The 14,818-nt window shown below is 62.2% G+C and carries 11 protein-coding genes, 1 tRNA gene, 2 rRNA genes and 1 pseudogene (1 of these 15 only partly in view); 12 read left to right on the top strand and 3 right to left on the bottom strand.

The window, feature by feature from the left end; all coding sequences use genetic code 11:
- The 3 genes from K8M09_RS15045 to K8M09_RS15035 all read left to right on the top strand — a co-directional run.
- Nucleotides 1–753 (top strand): 23S ribosomal RNA (locus tag K8M09_RS15045); it begins 2,044 nt to the left of the window's first position.
- Nucleotides 754–966: 213 nt separating this feature from the next.
- Nucleotides 967–1,081 (top strand): 5S ribosomal RNA (gene rrf, locus K8M09_RS15040).
- A gap of 101 nt (nucleotides 1,082–1,182) precedes the next feature.
- Nucleotides 1,183–1,259 (top strand) — tRNA-Met (locus K8M09_RS15035).
- A 268-nt stretch (nucleotides 1,260–1,527) separates the two neighbouring features.
- On the opposite strand, the pseudogene K8M09_RS15030 reads toward K8M09_RS15035, so the two are convergent.
- Nucleotides 1,528–2,456, bottom strand: a pseudogene (locus tag K8M09_RS15030) (IS630 family transposase).
- Between the two features lie 122 nt (nucleotides 2,457–2,578).
- Between K8M09_RS15030 and istA the strand changes: the two are divergent.
- From istA to capA, 4 genes are all read left to right on the top strand, one after another.
- Nucleotides 2,579–4,075, top strand: coding sequence for an IS21 family transposase (istA, locus tag K8M09_RS15025; protein ID WP_382379779.1), 1,497 nt, complete (start codon nucleotides 2,579–2,581; stop codon nucleotides 4,073–4,075).
- Complete coding sequence (gene istB / locus K8M09_RS15020; RefSeq protein WP_229341919.1) at nucleotides 4,072–4,830, top strand: IS21-like element helper ATPase IstB; 759 nt, start codon at nucleotides 4,072–4,074, stop codon at nucleotides 4,828–4,830. The genes istA and istB overlap by 4 nt, the downstream gene beginning before the upstream one ends.
- A 145-nt stretch (nucleotides 4,831–4,975) precedes the next feature.
- The gene (locus K8M09_RS15015) at nucleotides 4,976–5,662 is read left to right on the top strand and encodes a hydantoinase B/oxoprolinase family protein (protein ID WP_229341917.1); all 687 of its coding nucleotides are present in this window, start codon (nucleotides 4,976–4,978) and stop codon (nucleotides 5,660–5,662) included.
- Between the two features lie 12 nt (nucleotides 5,663–5,674).
- The gene (capA, locus tag K8M09_RS15010; RefSeq protein ID WP_160785020.1) at nucleotides 5,675–7,756 is read left to right on the top strand and encodes a caprolactamase subunit alpha; all 2,082 of its coding nucleotides are present in this window, start codon (nucleotides 5,675–5,677) and stop codon (nucleotides 7,754–7,756) included.
- A 19-nt stretch (nucleotides 7,757–7,775) separates the two neighbouring features.
- Here capA and K8M09_RS15005 read toward each other — a convergent pair whose 3' ends face one another.
- Nucleotides 7,776–8,678 carry a LysR family transcriptional regulator gene (locus K8M09_RS15005; protein WP_160785021.1) on the bottom strand — a complete coding sequence of 301 codons (903 nt, stop codon included), beginning with the start codon at nucleotides 8,676–8,678 and terminating at the stop codon, nucleotides 7,776–7,778.
- A 256-nt stretch (nucleotides 8,679–8,934) separates the two neighbouring features.
- Here K8M09_RS15005 and K8M09_RS15000 point away from each other — a divergent pair, with 256 nt between their 5' ends.
- The 5 genes from K8M09_RS15000 to K8M09_RS14980 are packed head-to-tail and all read left to right on the top strand — an operon-like array spanning nucleotide 8,935 to nucleotide 13,209.
- Nucleotides 8,935–9,711, top strand: coding sequence for a 5-oxoprolinase subunit PxpA (locus K8M09_RS15000; RefSeq protein ID WP_160785022.1), 777 nt, complete (start codon nucleotides 8,935–8,937; stop codon nucleotides 9,709–9,711).
- 37 nt (nucleotides 9,712–9,748) lie between these two features.
- Nucleotides 9,749–9,991 (top strand): acetyl-CoA carboxylase, encoded by a 243-nt coding sequence (locus K8M09_RS14995; protein WP_160785023.1) that lies wholly within the window; start codon nucleotides 9,749–9,751, stop codon nucleotides 9,989–9,991.
- On the top strand, nucleotides 9,988–11,373 hold the full coding sequence (locus K8M09_RS14990) for an acetyl-CoA carboxylase biotin carboxylase subunit (RefSeq protein WP_160785024.1): 1,386 nt from the start codon (nucleotides 9,988–9,990) through the stop codon (nucleotides 11,371–11,373). Before K8M09_RS14995 ends, K8M09_RS14990 begins: the two co-directional genes overlap by 4 nt.
- On the top strand, nucleotides 11,373–12,248 hold the full coding sequence (locus K8M09_RS14985; protein ID WP_160785025.1) for a 5-oxoprolinase subunit B family protein: 876 nt from the start codon (nucleotides 11,373–11,375) through the stop codon (nucleotides 12,246–12,248). The genes K8M09_RS14990 and K8M09_RS14985 overlap by 1 nt, the downstream gene beginning before the upstream one ends.
- Nucleotides 12,238–13,209: a 5-oxoprolinase subunit C family protein gene (locus tag K8M09_RS14980; RefSeq protein WP_160785026.1), complete on the top strand. Its 972-nt coding sequence runs from the start codon at nucleotides 12,238–12,240 to the stop codon at nucleotides 13,207–13,209. The genes K8M09_RS14985 and K8M09_RS14980 overlap by 11 nt, the downstream gene beginning before the upstream one ends.
- Nucleotides 13,210–13,265: 56 nt before the next feature.
- On the opposite strand, the gene K8M09_RS14975 is transcribed toward K8M09_RS14980, so the two are convergent.
- Nucleotides 13,266–14,276, bottom strand: a complete 1,011-nt coding sequence (locus K8M09_RS14975; protein WP_160785027.1) for a GntR family transcriptional regulator — start codon at nucleotides 14,274–14,276, stop codon at nucleotides 13,266–13,268.
- Nucleotides 14,277–14,818: the final 542 nt, after the last annotated feature.

Genomic DNA, 14,818 nt, shown 5'->3' with positions numbered 1-14,818 from the left:
AGCAGGGACGCCAGTTTCTGTGGAGCCATCCTTGAAATACCACCCTTATCGTCATGGATGTCTAACCGCGGTCCGTTATCCGGATCCGGGACCGTGTATGGTGGGTAGTTTGACTGGGGCGGTCGCCTCCGAAAGAGTAACGGAGGCGCGCGATGGTGGGCTCAGACCGGTCGGAAATCGGTCGTCGAGTGCAATGGCATAAGCCCGCCTGACTGCGAGACTGACAAGTCGAGCAGAGACGAAAGTCGGTCATAGTGATCCGGTGGTCCCGCGTGGAAGGGCCATCGCTCAACGGATAAAAGGTACGCCGGGGATAACAGGCTGATGACCCCCAAGAGTCCATATCGACGGGGTTGTTTGGCACCTCGATGTCGGCTCATCGCATCCTGGGGCTGGAGCAGGTCCCAAGGGTTTGGCTGTTCGCCAATTAAAGCGGTACGTGAGCTGGGTTCAGAACGTCGTGAGACAGTTCGGTCCCTATCTGCCGTGGGTGTAGGAATATTGACAGGATCTGTCCCTAGTACGAGAGGACCGGGATGGACATATCTCTGGTGGACCTGTTGTCCTGCCAAGGGCATAGCAGGGTAGCTATATATGGAATGGATAACCGCTGAAGGCATCTAAGCGGGAAACCAACCTGAAAACGAGTATTCCCTTGAGAGCCGTGGAAGACGACCACGTTGATAGGCCGGGTGTGGAAGCGCAGCAATGTGTGAAGCTTACCGGTACTAATAGCTCGATTGGCTTGATCGTTCTCATTGTTCATGCTCATCGAATAAATTCGATGAGCCATATCTTCTGTCCTGACGCGCCAAAGCGCTCCGGACGGGCCGCGCCACGAGGCGCGACGGCCTCTGGCCTTGCGGAGCGATGCTCCGTTGCCCAAAGAAGAAAAGACGTGTTCACAAAACAAGACAAACGAAGGCTTTGCCTTCTACCAGCTTCTCATTGATTGCCCTTAGCCGACCTGGTGGTTATGGCGGGGTGGCCGCACCCGTTCCCATTCCGAACACGGCCGTGAAACGCCCCAGCGCCAATGGTACTTCGTCTTAAGACGCGGGAGAGTAGGTCGCTGCCAGGTCTGCTAAAGGCAATCAACAGTCTTCTCATCACACATTCGGCCCAAGCCGATAGCGGGCCGCCCTCAAAGCGGCCCTTTTGCATGCAAAACTAAACAAATAACGCGGGGTGGAGCAGCCCGGTAGCTCGTCAGGCTCATAACCTGAAGGCCGCAGGTTCAAATCCTGCCCCCGCAACCAAGTTTTTGTTCCACTGAAGTCCATTGAAATCCAAAGCCCCCGGTCATCCGGGGGCTTTTTTGTTGCCGCCAGTCCACAAGTTCCACTGACGTCCACTGACAGCCACGCGTTTTGTTGGTATTCCTCCAAAAAATATCATTACAAATCAACGATATAGAAAACACCAAATTCTGCATGGGATTTGAACCCGCAACCGCTGAAATTGCGGAAAATCACAAGGTCGGAATGGCCGTTATTGGCTGCGGCTGGAGCCTAGAGCATCTTCGACTTAATCCGGGTCATGTCCGGCTGCCTCGAAATAGTGCTGCCATTCCTCTGGGTTGAAAGCGGAGAGACAATTGGCGACGACGGACCAGAGTTCATCGATGCTCCTGGCCGCCGCCTTTCTGAGCAAGGCCTTGAGCTTCGAGAAGGCCATCTCGATCGGGTTGAAGTCAGGGGAGTATGGCGGCAGGTACAGGAGCCGCGCCCCAACCTTCTCGATGGTTTCGCGCACGCCGCTTATCTTGTGAGCGGGTAGATTGTCCATGACGACGACGTCACCGGGGGGAAGCGTGGGCGCGAGAATCTGCTCGGCATAGGCCAGGAAGGCCAGACCGTTCATCGGGCCGCCGAGCAGCATTGGCGCCGCCATGCCGTCCAGTCGCAGCCCAGTAGTAAAGGTGGTCGTCTTCCAATGGCCGTGGGGAACGGCCGCCCGGCATCGCTCGCCGCAAGGTGCTCGCCCTCGCAGCCGCGCTATCTTCGTGGACGCGGCAGTCTCGTCGATGAAGATCAGCGTCTTGGGATCGAGGTCAAGTTGGCTGTCGAACCAAGCTACGCGGCGGCGCAGGACATCGGGGCGTTGCTGTTCAGAGGCGTGCGCCGTCTTTTTTTGAACGTGATGCCCCGGGGGTCGAGGGTGCAGCCTGCACTCCGCGCTCGGCGGAAAGGCGTTCGCCAATCTCGGCAAGGGTGATGTCCGGCGCAGACTCGATCAATCCGAGGATGAAAGCCTCGTGGGCGTCAAGCTTCGAGCGTGACGGCTGGCCCTGCTTGCGCGCCTCCGTCTCGCCGGTCTCACGATAGCGCCGATACCAAAGCCCCGGCCGTCGCGATCCCGACGCGGAAGCGACGCGCCGCCTATCGGGTTGAACCCCCCTCTTCGATCGCCGCAATCACTCGAGCGCGAAGATCCCCGCTCAGGCTCCTCGTCATTGAGAGCGGCGGTGGAAAAGTCGGCCACGGTAGCGGCGGAATAATCCAGCCGCGGGCGGAGTAAAATCCGGCCACCTATTTCCTTTCTGCAATGATCGCAGGAGGGACAGGGGATCTACACCGTGGAACTTTATTTGAGGGTTCGCCTGGCTGTTTCGGAAGGGATGAAGCAGCGTCAGGCCGCGAAGCATTTCAACATCTCGCGAGAGACCGTGGCCAAGATGTTGGCCTATTCGACACCACCCGGCTATCAGCGTCGATCACCGATCCGGCGTCCGAAGCTGGATGCGTTTGTTTCGACGATCGAGCATTGGCTCGACGAAGATCTGAAGATGCCGCTAAAGCAACGCCATACTGCCAAGCGTGTGTTCGACCGCCTGCGTGATGAGTGCGGTTTCACCGGCGGCTACACGATCATCAAGGACTACATACGCGAGCGGGATCAGCGTCGGCAGGAGGTGTTCGTGCCGTTGTCGCATCCGCCCGGCCATGCGCAGGCCGACTTTGGCGAGGCGACGGTGGTGATCGGCGGCGTCGAGCAAAAGGCGCGTTTCTTCGTGCTGGATCTGCCGCATAGCGACGGCTGCTACGTGCGGGCCTATCCTGCGGCGGTGGCCGAGGCCTGGGTCGACGGCCACATCCATGCATTCGCCTTCTTCGGGGCCGTGCCGCAGTCGATCGTCTATGACAATGACCGTTGCCTGGTGGCCAAGATCCTGCCCGACGGCACACGCAAGCGGGCGGCGTTGTTCAGCGGCTTCCTGTCCCACTACCTGATCCGGGATCGCTATGGCCGTCCGGGAAAGGGCAACGATAAAGGGAATGTCGAGGGACTCGTCGGTTATGCCCGACGTAATTTTATGGTGCCGATCCCGCAGTTTGCGACATGGGATGCGTTCAACGCCTTTCTGGAAGAGCAGTGCCGCAAACGCCAGCGCGACAAGCTGCGCGGTGAGAGTGAGACAATCGGGGAGCGGCTACAGCGTGATCTGGCGGCCATGCGTCCGTTACCGGCGTCTCCCTTCGATGCCTGCGACCAGGCCAGCGCCAGGGTGACAGCCCAGTCGCTGGTGCGCTACAAGACCAACGACTATTCCGTACCGGTCGCCTATGGCCATCAGGACGTCTGGGTCCGGGGCTATGTCAATGAGGTGGTGATCGGCTGCCGCGGCGAGATCATTGCCCGTCATCCGCGATGCTGGGAACGGGAAGACGTCGTCTTCGATCCCGTTCATTATCTGCCGCTGATCGAGCAGAAGATCAATGCGCTGGATCAGGCGGCTCCACTCCAGGGCTGGAACCTGCCGGACGAGTTCGCGACGCTGCGCCGCCTGATGGAAGGCCGCATGGCAAAGCATGGCCGACGGGAATACGTGCAGGTTCTGCGCCTGCTGGAGAGCTTCGACCTTGCGGACCTGCATGCGGCCGTGAAGCAGGCGATACAGCTCGGTGCGATCGGCTTCGATGCGGTCAAGCATCTGATCCTGTGCCGGGTCGAGCGCCGGCCACCGCGGTTGGATCTGTCGATCTATCCCTACCTGCCGCGGGCGACGGTCGAGAAGACCTCAGCGAAAGCGTATATGCGCCTCCTGTCGTCTGATGCGGGAGAGGCGGCATGAGCACCGAAGCACCCGACATCCTGCTCGCCCACTATCTCAAGACCCTGAAGCTGCCGACCTTCCAGCGCGAGCACCAGAAGCTGGCCCGGTTATGCGCCACCGAAGGCGTCGATCATGTCGGATACCTGTTCCGGCTTGCCGAACGGGAGATGATCGAACGGGACCGCCGCAAGGTCGAACGTCGGATCAAGGCGGCTAAATTCCCGATCGTCAAAAGCCTCGACAGCTTCGACTTCACAGCCATCCCCAAGCTGAACAAGATGCAGGTGCTGGAACTGGCCCGCTGTGAATGGATCGAGCGCCGGGAGAACGTCATTGCGCTGGGCCCGAGCGGCACGGGTAAGACGCATGTCGCGCTCGGTCTCGGCCTGGCCGCGTGCCAGAAAGGCCTGTCCGTCGGGTTCACGACAGCGGCCGCCCTGGTCAGCGAGATGATGGAGGCCCGCGACGAACGGCGTCTTCTTCGGTTCCAGAAACAGATGGCCGGCTACAAGCTGCTCATCATCGACGAGCTGGGCTTTGTGCCGCTGTCAAAGACCGGCGCGGAATTGCTGTTCGAGCTGATCTCGCAACGCTACGAGCGCGGGGCCACCCTGATCACCAGCAATCTTCCATTTGACGAATGGACGGAAACCCTGGGGTCCGAACGATTGACCGGCGCTCTGCTCGATCGCGTTACCCACCACGTCAACATCCTCGAGATGAACGGCGACAGCTATCGCCTCGCTCAAAGTCGAGCCCGAAAGGCCGGCTAAAACTACTCTCAAAAAATCGCCGCGCCGGCCTGAGACCCCCGCTCGGGCTACGCCCTCCCGGCCGTCTCAGGCCGGCGCCACAGTGGCCGACTTTTGCTCCGCCCCGTGGCCGGTTTTTACTCCGCCGTTGACATTCGAGAAAGCAGTGCCCTCCAAGGTCTCGGCCTCCTGGGGACATGCCAACGGCCTCAATATTGCCGGGCGCGACTCCCGCACGAACGAGGAGTTCGTAACCATGGTCCTTGCCACCATCATCTCCGGCGGCGGGGCGACCCCGAAGCAGGACGGCTGGCATGCTGTCGGCCCGGAATGCTGCTTCGGGGCGCTCACCTCGGGTGACGTGGAGCTGCTCGAGTATTCTTATCCGATCGTAATCCACCGCTATTCTCTGATGACCGATTCCGGTGGCGCCGGGAAGTTCCGCGGTGGTTCGGGCACGGCCTGGGAGGTTGAGCCGCTCAACGGCGACATGCTGTGCATCGGATTCGGCGAGGGCCGCCGTATTCCGGCGATGGGGGCGGCCGGTGCGATCTCGGCCATGACGGACACCAAGGTAGGGCGTGTCGAATTGCGCCGCGATGGAAAGGTCCAGGTCGAGCGCAAGAACATCATCGAGACCATTCGGCCGGGTGAGACGATCACCAATCTCAACCCTGGCGGCGGCGGCTTCGGCAATCCCTTCGAGCGGCCGGTGGAAAAGGTCGTCTCGGATGTGCGCAACGGCCTCGTGTCCATTGAGGGGGCACGGCTCGATTACGGCGTCGCCATCGCGGACTCGCAGACCCTTGCGGTCGACGCGGCCGAGACCGAACGGCTCAGGGCCATTCTCTAAGGAAAACCGGACATGACCATGCACTCCTATCGCCTCGGCATCGACGCCGGCGGCACTTTCACCGACTTCGTCATCGCCGACCGGGCGTCGGGTGAGGTCAAGCTGTTCAAGGCCCTCTCCACCCCATCCGATCCTACCAGGGCGATCGAGAACGGTCTCGGGCTGATCGCGGCAGACCTTGGAAAGCCGATTGGCGAGATCATCGCCAACTGCGACCTCTGCATCAACGGAACGACCGTCGGCCTCAATGCACTCATCACCCATCGCGGTGGCAGGACGGGGCTTATCTGCACGGCGGGCCACGAGGATTCCATCGAAATCCGCAATGGGCACAAGGAGGATGGCTACCGCTACGACCCGGATTATCCGGCCGCGACGATGCTTGTCCCACGCTACCTCCGGCGCGGCGTACGCGAGCGCATTCTGTCCGACGGTTCGGTTCGCACGCCGCTGCACGAGGAGGATGTGCGCGAGGCCTGCCGGCTGTTCTTGAAGGAAGGCGTGGAGACGGTCGCAATTTCCTTCGTCTGGTCGGTGCTCGATCCGTCGCATGAGCGGCGCGCGGCGCAGATCGTGCGCGAGATGATGCCGGATGCGATCCTGACGGTGGGCAGCGAACTTTACCCGCAGGTGCGCGAATATACGCGGACCTCTACAGCCGTGACGAATGCCTATCTCGCTCCCGTCATGCGCCGCTACATCACGGCGGTCGACGCCTATTTCCGTTCGCTCGGGGCCAAGCAGCCGGTGCGGTATTTCCAGTCGAACGGGGGGCTTGCGGTCGGCCAGGTGATGACGGATCGCTCGGTCTACGCAATCAACTCCGGCCCGGCCTCAGCGCCGCAGGCCGGCCTTTATGCGGGTGCGCCCTTCGGCCACAGGAACGTCATCACCGTCGACATGGGCGGTACGTCCTTCGACATCACGCTTACCCGAAACGGTCAGACCAACCTCAACAAGAACATCGATTTCCTTCGCTACCGCATCGGCGTGCCGATGATCCAGGTGGAAACGCTGGGCGCGGGTGGCGGCTCGATCGGCTGGGTGGATCCGCTCGGCCTGCTTCAGGTCGGTCCGCAATCGGCCGGCTCGGAGCCGGGACCGGCCTGCTATGGCCGGGGCGGCGTTGAACCCACCACGTCCGACGCCAATCTCGTACTCGGCTATCTCAACCCCGAGGGGCTGCTCGGGGGCAAGCTGCCGCTCGATGTCGGCAAGGCGCGGGCGGCGGCGGCGCGGGTCGCCGACCCCCTCGGTATTTCCGTCGAACAGGCGGCCTATGGCATGTTCGCCATCGTCAACAACAACATGGTCAATGGTATCCGGCGCGTCTCGGTCGAGCGCGGCTACGACCCTCGCGATTTCGTGCTGGTCGGAGCCGGGGGCGCGACCGCGGCGCACATCACGGCGTTGGCGCGGGAAATGGGTATCGACACGATCATCCTGCCCAAGCTCGCCTCGGGCCTGTGCGCTTTCGGCCAGATCATCTCCGACGTGAAGTACAACTACATGGCTCCGGCGCCCGTGCGTCTCGACAATGCGGCCGCCTATACGCGCATCGACAGCCTCTTCCAGGAGATCGAGGCGAAGGGTGTCCTGCATCTTGAGGCCGACGGCTTTGTGCCTGACGCCATCGATATCAAGCGCTCTATCGACATGCGCTATGTCGGGCAGGTGCATGAATGCACCGTCGATATCGGCACCTTCCCGATCGACGAGACGACCATCGAGCAGGTCAAGGATGCTTTCCACGCCCGGCACGAGGAGCTTTACACCTATGCCGAGCGCCACAGCGCAGTCGAGGTGGTGAACCTAGAATCCACGCTCTACGGCCGTATCGAGAAGGTGCGCCCGCCGACGCTCGCCGCCGGCGGTACGGCCGAGCAGGCGCTGAAGGGTCATCGCGACGCGATCTTTGACCAGTCCGGCAAGGCGACGTCGACGCCGGTCTATGACGGCGCGAAGTTTGGCGCAGGCGCACGGATCCACGGCCCGGCCATCATTGAGGAGGTGACGACGACCATCGTTATCGAGCCGGGCTGGACGAGCGTGCTGCACGAAAGCGGCAGCTACCTGCTGACGCGGGAGCGCTGATGGCAGCGCGGGCGACGGGTCAGCGTTCCGGCAGGTGGAAAGCCTGCTGGAAATAGGAGCGGAAGGCGAGCATGGGCGGCGTCAGCTCCATGTTCCGTCGCCAGGCGAGGCCGACGTCCATGGCGGGCACGGGGTCGCTGATGTTGACCGTCTCGATGCGCCTGCCCTCCAGCGACCAGGGCCGGTGCACCATGTCGGAGAGGATGGCGACGCCCTGGCCGTTGGCGACCAGCGAGCGCACCGCCTCCACCGATGATGTGCGCAGGATCACACGCGGCTGATAGGGGGTCGCGCTCCAGTATTTGAGGGCGGAATGGGCAGCTTCATCGACCGTCAGCATGATATAGGGTTCGTCGGCGATCTCCTTCAGGCCGACCGTTTCGGCCTGCAACAGCGGATGCGCCGCAGGCAGCCAGAGCCGGCGCGTCGAGCTGAGCACCTTCTCGGTTACCAGCGCAGGGTTGAGGATGTTCGAGGTCAGCAGCACCGACATATCGTAGCGGTTGCTCAGAAGTCCTTCCTCGATGGATTCGCGGTTGAGCTCGAAGAGCTGGATTTCCAACTTTGGAAAGAGCCGGCGCAGCCGCTCGATGTGCAGCGGCAGGAAATAGCCGATCACGGTATAGGTCGCTGCGACGGTCAGTGTGCCCTCTACCGTGCTGCTGACGACATTGAGATGCGTCGCCTCGTCCACCTTCTTCAGAATCTCGTAGGCGTGCGAAAGGAACTGCCGCCCGGCGGGCGTCAGATCCATCCCGTGCGGGGTGCGCAGGAAAAGGCCGACACCCACGGTCCGTTCCAGCTCCTTTATGGCCGTCGTGATGGCCGACTGGGAAATCGAGAGGTCTATCGCGGCCTGCGATATCTGACCAAGTTCGGCGGTGGCGACGAAGTAGCGGATCTGGCGGAGGCTGAGCGTCACGGTTGTACTGATCCTTCTGATTTATCGCGGCCATATATCGAAAAATCAGAACCTTCGATGACGAAATGGGCACGCAAGTGCGCCCTGGCAGGCAGTCCTAGGTTATCCGATTGTTTTCACATGTTTTTGCGATGCGGTAAAACTAGGCGGAGTGTTCTGAATTTCAGAAATTGGTTATGTAAAAATAGAATTTTTCAAAAGAAGGTAAAGGGCCTAGCGTACCTTCCGTCGAGAAAAAGCATATGGGGAAGAGACCGTGCGTGAGGTTGTCGACATCAATTGCGATATGGGCGAGGCTTTCGGCCGCTGGCGCGTCGGCGATACCGACGACGCGCGCCTGATGCCGCTGATCAGCTCTGCCAACATTGCCGCCGGCTTTCATGCCGGTGACCCGAATCTGATGGACGAGACGGTGCGGCTTGCGGCCGAGCATGGCGTGGGGATCGGTGCCCATCCCGGTTACAACGATCTTCAGGGTTTCGGCCGCCGCAAGATCGCCGGCACGGCGCGGGAACTCGTCAACGACGTGATCTACCAGGTCGGCGCCATCCGGGAATTCGCCCATCGCCATGGCGTGCGCCTGCAGCATGTGAAGCCGCATGGCGCGCTCTACATGGAGATGGCGATCAATCCCGAGCTTTCGCGGATATTCGTGGAATATATGCGCACCGTTGCACCGAACGCCTACATCTTCTGCATGGGCGGTTCGGCCACCTTCCGCGCCGCCACGGAGATGGGGCAGCCGGTCGTGCGCGAATTCTATGCCGACCGGGACTACGACGACAGCGGCTCCATTGTCTTCACGCGCGATGCCGGACGCCCCGATCCTGCCGCCATCGCCCGCAAGGTCCTGCGCGCCTGCCAGGAGGGCAAGGTGCGCACCGTCACGGGCAACGACATCGCCATCGACTTCGAATCCATCTGCTTCCATTCCGACACGCTCGGCGCCTTCGAGATCGTGCGCCAGATGCGCGAGGCGTTGGTGGGGGCAGGCATCCGCATCGCCCCGGTATCGGACGTCGCCGCGCGCTGACCCGGTCAAGTGCCCTAATTAAGTGGAGAGAGACATCATGAGCAAGATCGAGATCAGATCGCCCCTGCCGGGCACCTTCTACCGGGCCTCCTCGCCGGATGTGCCGCCGTTCAAGGCGGATGGCGACAGCGTGACGAGCGGCGACGCGATCGGGCTTATCGAGGTCATGAAGACCTTCCAGGAGGTGCCGGCCGGCGTCGAGGGACGGAACATTACCTTCCTCGTCGAGAACGAAGAGCCGGTCATGGCCGGCCAGGTCATTGCCGAGGTGGAGGCATGACGATCCGCTCGATCCTCGTTGCCAACCGCGGCGAGATCGCGGTGCGCATCATCAGGGCGGCGAAGGCCCTTGGTATCCGTACCGTGCAGGTGCACAGCGCCGCCGATGCGGACATGTTGGCGGTGAAGCTGGCGGACGAGGCGATCGATATCGGCTCTCCGGCTCCGAAGAAGTCCTATCTCAACATTGCGGCCGTGGTGAACGCGGCGAAAGCCGCCGGTGTCGATGCCGTGCATCCCGGCTATGGCTTCCTCTCGGAGAATGCCGATTTTGCCGATGCTGTCGAGGCCGCAGGCATGATCTTCATCGGCCCGAAAGGTGAGGCGATCCGCCTTTTAGGCGATAAGGTCGCCGCCCGCGGTGTTGCCGACCGGGCAGGCGTGCCGACCGTTCCGGGTAGCGCCGGACGCCTTGCGACGATCGAGGAAGCCCGGGCCGTGGCGGCGAAAACCGGCTTTCCGATCATGATCAAGGCGGCAGCGGGCGGCGGCGGTCGCGGTATCCGCATCGCCGCCGACCTCGCCGATCTCGAACGCCATTTCCCACAGGCCTCCGCCGAGGCGCTTGCCGCTTTCGGCGACGGTGGCCTCTATCTCGAGAAGGTCATCACCAGGGCGCGCCATGTCGAGGTGCAGATCCTCGGTGACGGAAGGAACTTCATCCATTGTTTCGAGCGGGAATGCTCGCTGCAGCGCCGCCGCCAGAAGGTCTGGGAAGAAGCGCCCTCTTTCCTGTTGCCGGCGGACGTGCGGGGGCGACTTTGCGAGAGCGCCGTGGCGCTCGCGCGTGAGGTCGGCTACCGCGGCGCTGGCACGGTGGAATATCTCTATGACGAGACGACGGGCGAATTCTATTTCATAGAGGTGAACACCCGTATCCAGGTGGAGCATCCGGTGACCGAAATGATCACCGGCATAGATCTCGTCGAGGAGATGATCCGCATCGCCGGCGGCGCGCCGTTGTCGATCCGTCAGGAGGATGTGGCGGTGAGGGGGCATGCCATCGAATGCCGCATCAATGCGGAGGACCCGGCGAAAGGCTTCATGCCCGCGCCGGGTACGATCACACGGCTCGCCGTGCCGGAGGGCGAGGGCGTGCGTTTCGATACGATGCTCTACGAGGGGTATACGATCCCACCCTTTTACGACTCCCTCGTCGGCAAGCTGATCGTCTGGGGTGAAACGCGTGAAGCCTGCCTTGTACGCCTGAAGGCTGCGCTCGAGGGATTGGTGATCGAGGGCGTTCCCACCACGATCCCGCTGCATCTGGCGCTCGCGGGCGATGCCAGCGTCTCGCGCGGGGCTTTCGATACGCGCTTCCTCGAACACTGGCTTGAAACCGAATTCGCCGCAAGGGCCGGCGCGATTGTGGAGGTTGGCTGATGAGCACCAGATATACATTCGGGGGCGACGAGCACCTCTTCGTCGAATGCAGTGAGGAGATGTCGCTGGAGGCCTTCTTCAAGAGCCTTTCCATGGCCAAGGGTGTGCGGGAAAGCGGGATCAGGGGCATTACCGAAATCTGCCCGGCCAATGCCTCCTTCCAGGTCAAGTTCGACCCCGACATCATTCATCCGGACGATGTGCTGAAGGAAGTGAAGGCGATCGAGGGTGCGGCGGAGAAGGCTGAGCCGGTGCTGAAGACTCGCATCGTCGAAATTCCGGTCTTCTACAACGATCCCTGGACGCATGAGACCCTGATGCGCTTTCGCGAGCGCCATCAGGAGCCCACGGGCACTGATCTCGACTATGCCGCGCGGATCAACGGCTACGGTGCGGTTGACGATTTCGTCGGCGCGCATTCCGGTTCGCCCTGGTTCGTCTCCATGGTCGGCTTCGTCGCGGGCCTGCCTTTCATGTACCAGATGGTGGAGCGCCAGCGGCAGATCCAGGTGCCGAAATACCTGCGCCCGCGCACGGATACACCGCGGCTGACGGTCGGCCATGGTGGCTGCTTCGGCTGCATCTATTCAGTGCGCGGTGCCGGCGGTTACCAGATGTTCGGCATCACGCCCATGCCGATCTTCGACCCGACGCAGACGACCAGCTACCTGCGTGACTTCATGGTCTTCTTCCGTCCCGGTGACATCGTGAAGTTCAAGTCGATCGATCGCGCGGCCTATGACCAGGCCATCGAGGATGTCGACAAGGGCCGTTTTGCGCCGCCGATCCGCGAGGTCAGCTTTGACCTGCGCGAATTCCAGAAGGATATCGACGGCTACAACGCCAAGCTGGAGGGCATGATCAATGGCCATTAAGGTTCTCCATCACGGTCTTGCGACCACCGTCCAGGACCTCGGCCGTCCCGGCTATTTCCATCTGGGCATTCCCGTTGGCGGGGCGATGGACCGCTTTGCCATGCGCGCGGCGAACCTGCTCGTCGGCAACGACGAGGGTGCGGCGGGTCTGGAGGCCGTGTTTATCGGGCCGAAGCTCGAGTTTACCGAGGATGCGCTGGTCGCCGTCACCGGTGCGGACATGCCGGCCAAGGTCGACGGCGTTCTCCAGGTCGGCTGGACCGCCTTCAAAGTGAAGGCCGGTCAGGTGTTGTCCTTCGATTTCCTGAAATCCGGCGCACGGATCTGCATCGCCGTTTCCGGCGGCATCGACGTGCCGGTGGCGCTCGGCAGCCGCTCGACCTATCCCATCGGTGCGCTCGGCGGTTACAAGGGGCGCCCTCTGGCCGCCGGCGACGAACTGCCGGTCGGTGTGGGTAGCCTTGCCGGGGAAGGTCGAAGTGTGCCCGGGGCGCTGCGACGCAAGCCGGGCATGCCGGCGGAACTGCGCGTTCTGCCCGGTCTCTACTGGCACCGCGTAACGGAGGAAGCGCAGCAGAACTTCTTCGCCGATGAATGGAAGGTGGCGAATGAGGCGGACCGCATGGGCTATCGCTTCAAGGGGGGCCGCAAACTCGATTTCGTGGAGCGGGAGCAGCCCTTCGGGGCCGGGTCCGATCCCTCGAACATCGTCGATAGCTGCTATCCTTATGGTTCCATCCAGGTGCCCGGCGGCACGGAGCCGATCATCCTGCATCGCGACGCCGTCTCCGGCGGCGGCTATTTCATGGTCGGTACGGTCATTTCCGCCGACATGGACCTCATCGGCCAGCTTCAGCCACACACGCCAACCCGTTTCGTCGAGGTGACGATGGAGGAGGCGCTGGCGGCGCGCAAGGAGCGTCAGGCGAATCTCGCGCGGCTGCGCGAAGCGCTGGCCTGAGAGGGAGCGGGGCGATGAACGCGGCGGTTCTGTTTTCGGGAAACGGCGGCGCGGCCTCAGTCGAGAATGGGCGTGAGATAGGCGGCGGTTACGCCGGGGCCAGGAATGATCGCGACGATCTTCATCTGCGCGATGGTGCGATTCAGCGAGGCTTCCAGATGGGTCTCCATCATCGAGACCGCCGATTCCGTTGCTCCGCGCAGCAGAAGCTCGGCGACCAGCCGCAGTTCGGTGATGATCGCGGGGTCGCCCGGCAGGCCGAGGCGGCGCAGCAGCCGGTCGGTCGCGGTCACCGGCAGGAGGTTGTTGCGAACCAGATCCTTCAGCCGTTCGTTCGGTGCGGCGAGCACGCAGCACTCGATGAATTCGCTCTGGAGCGCCTCGCTTTCCTGCAGCGAGCCGCTGGCGCTCGCCTCCTCGGTGGCGCGCAGGCGCCTCAGCAGCGTCTCAAGTCGCGCCGGGCTGACGGCACGTGCGCCGAGGCGGATCGCCGGCGGCTCCAGCATCGTGCGCAGTACAAAGTGATCCTTGACCGTTTGTGCGGTGAGGGGGCCGGCGATCCAGTGCGAGGACTGGTTCTTGCGCACCAGCCCCCGTTCGCGCAGGCGTGTCAGCACGTCGCGCACGACAGTGCGACTGACGTTGAAATGATTGGCGATTTCCATCTCGATAATACGGTAGCGCCCGAAGACCACGCAGCCTGCTACATCCGCCTCGACCTGGTTGTAGATGCGCTCCCAGGAGGAGCGGCTTTGCAACGCCTCGTCGGCATGGCGCGGCACAATCAGCCCGAGCGCCTTGATATCGGTGCGGTTCGGCTCGATATGCGCGCCGGGCGGGCCGACGAGAAAGCCGCGGCCGGAAAAGCGGTGCACAAGCCCCTCGGCCTCCAGCGCCTGCAGGGCCCTTTGCACCGGCGCACGAGAGGTCTGCAGGATGTCGGCGATCGGGCCCTCCAGCAGCACCAGCCCGGGCGGCAGCGTGCCCGTCTCGATGTTGCTGCGCAGCACGTCCTCGGCGATGGCATAGCGCCGCTGCGTGCCTGTGGCTGCCTGCTCGTCTCTCATGGGGCTCCGTCTCTGTCGGCCGTCTTGCGCGGCTGCACTTTGCCGTATTCTCCGCCGCAAGGGAAGAATGGCATAAATGATTATTGAATACAAAATATGCAATTCTGTTGAATGAGGAGGCGGGTCGGAACGGTACCGTGTGTCATTGGTACTCGTGTTGCGCCGGCGCGGTGGCTGAGAAGTTATCGGTAAAATCGACGAATTTTGCCGATAATTCGCACGGGATGGCGGGATTTTCGGCGGTCTCGGGTTTGCGAGATGTGCCGTTGCCGTGAGAATTTCATCGTTTGACGGCTGAATCGGCGCCGCGATAGAAATTCCTGAAAAAAGTCTATTGAATACAAAAACCATTTGTGTCATGGTTTTGAAAGTGAAGGCGCCCGAAAGAGGCGTCGTAGGTGGAACGAAACGAAATGCTCAGGATCGACGCTACGCCGCGCCTCTGATCGAGGCGTGAACGGACGCTTTTTGCCTTCTCCGGCCGCCTTTCTGCGTCCGGTGATTGCGGAGCCTTGCGCGACAGGTCCTGGCTGGAACTGGTG

Source organism: Shinella zoogloeoides, assembly GCF_020883495.1.
GTDB classification, from domain to species: domain Bacteria; phylum Pseudomonadota; class Alphaproteobacteria; order Rhizobiales; family Rhizobiaceae; genus Shinella; species Shinella zoogloeoides.
This window is presented reverse-complemented; position numbering and strand designations above follow the sequence as displayed.

Excerpts from the sequence above, each read along its gene's own strand:
- istB (WP_229341919.1), top strand. The coding sequence starts at position 4,072 with ATGAGCACCGAAGCACCCGACATCCTGCTCGCCCACTATCTCAAGACC.
- capA (WP_160785020.1), top strand. The coding sequence starts at position 5,675 with ATGACCATGCACTCCTATCGCCTCGGCATCGACGCCGGCGGCACTTTC.
- K8M09_RS14995 (WP_160785023.1), top strand. The coding sequence starts at position 9,749 with ATGAGCAAGATCGAGATCAGATCGCCCCTGCCGGGCACCTTCTACCGG.
- K8M09_RS14990 (WP_160785024.1), top strand. The coding sequence starts at position 9,988 with ATGACGATCCGCTCGATCCTCGTTGCCAACCGCGGCGAGATCGCGGTG.
- K8M09_RS14985 (WP_160785025.1), top strand. The coding sequence starts at position 11,373 with ATGAGCACCAGATATACATTCGGGGGCGACGAGCACCTCTTCGTCGAA.
- K8M09_RS14980 (WP_160785026.1), top strand. The coding sequence starts at position 12,238 with ATGGCCATTAAGGTTCTCCATCACGGTCTTGCGACCACCGTCCAGGAC.
- K8M09_RS14975 (WP_160785027.1), bottom strand. The coding sequence starts at position 14,276 with ATGAGAGACGAGCAGGCAGCCACAGGCACGCAGCGGCGCTATGCCATC.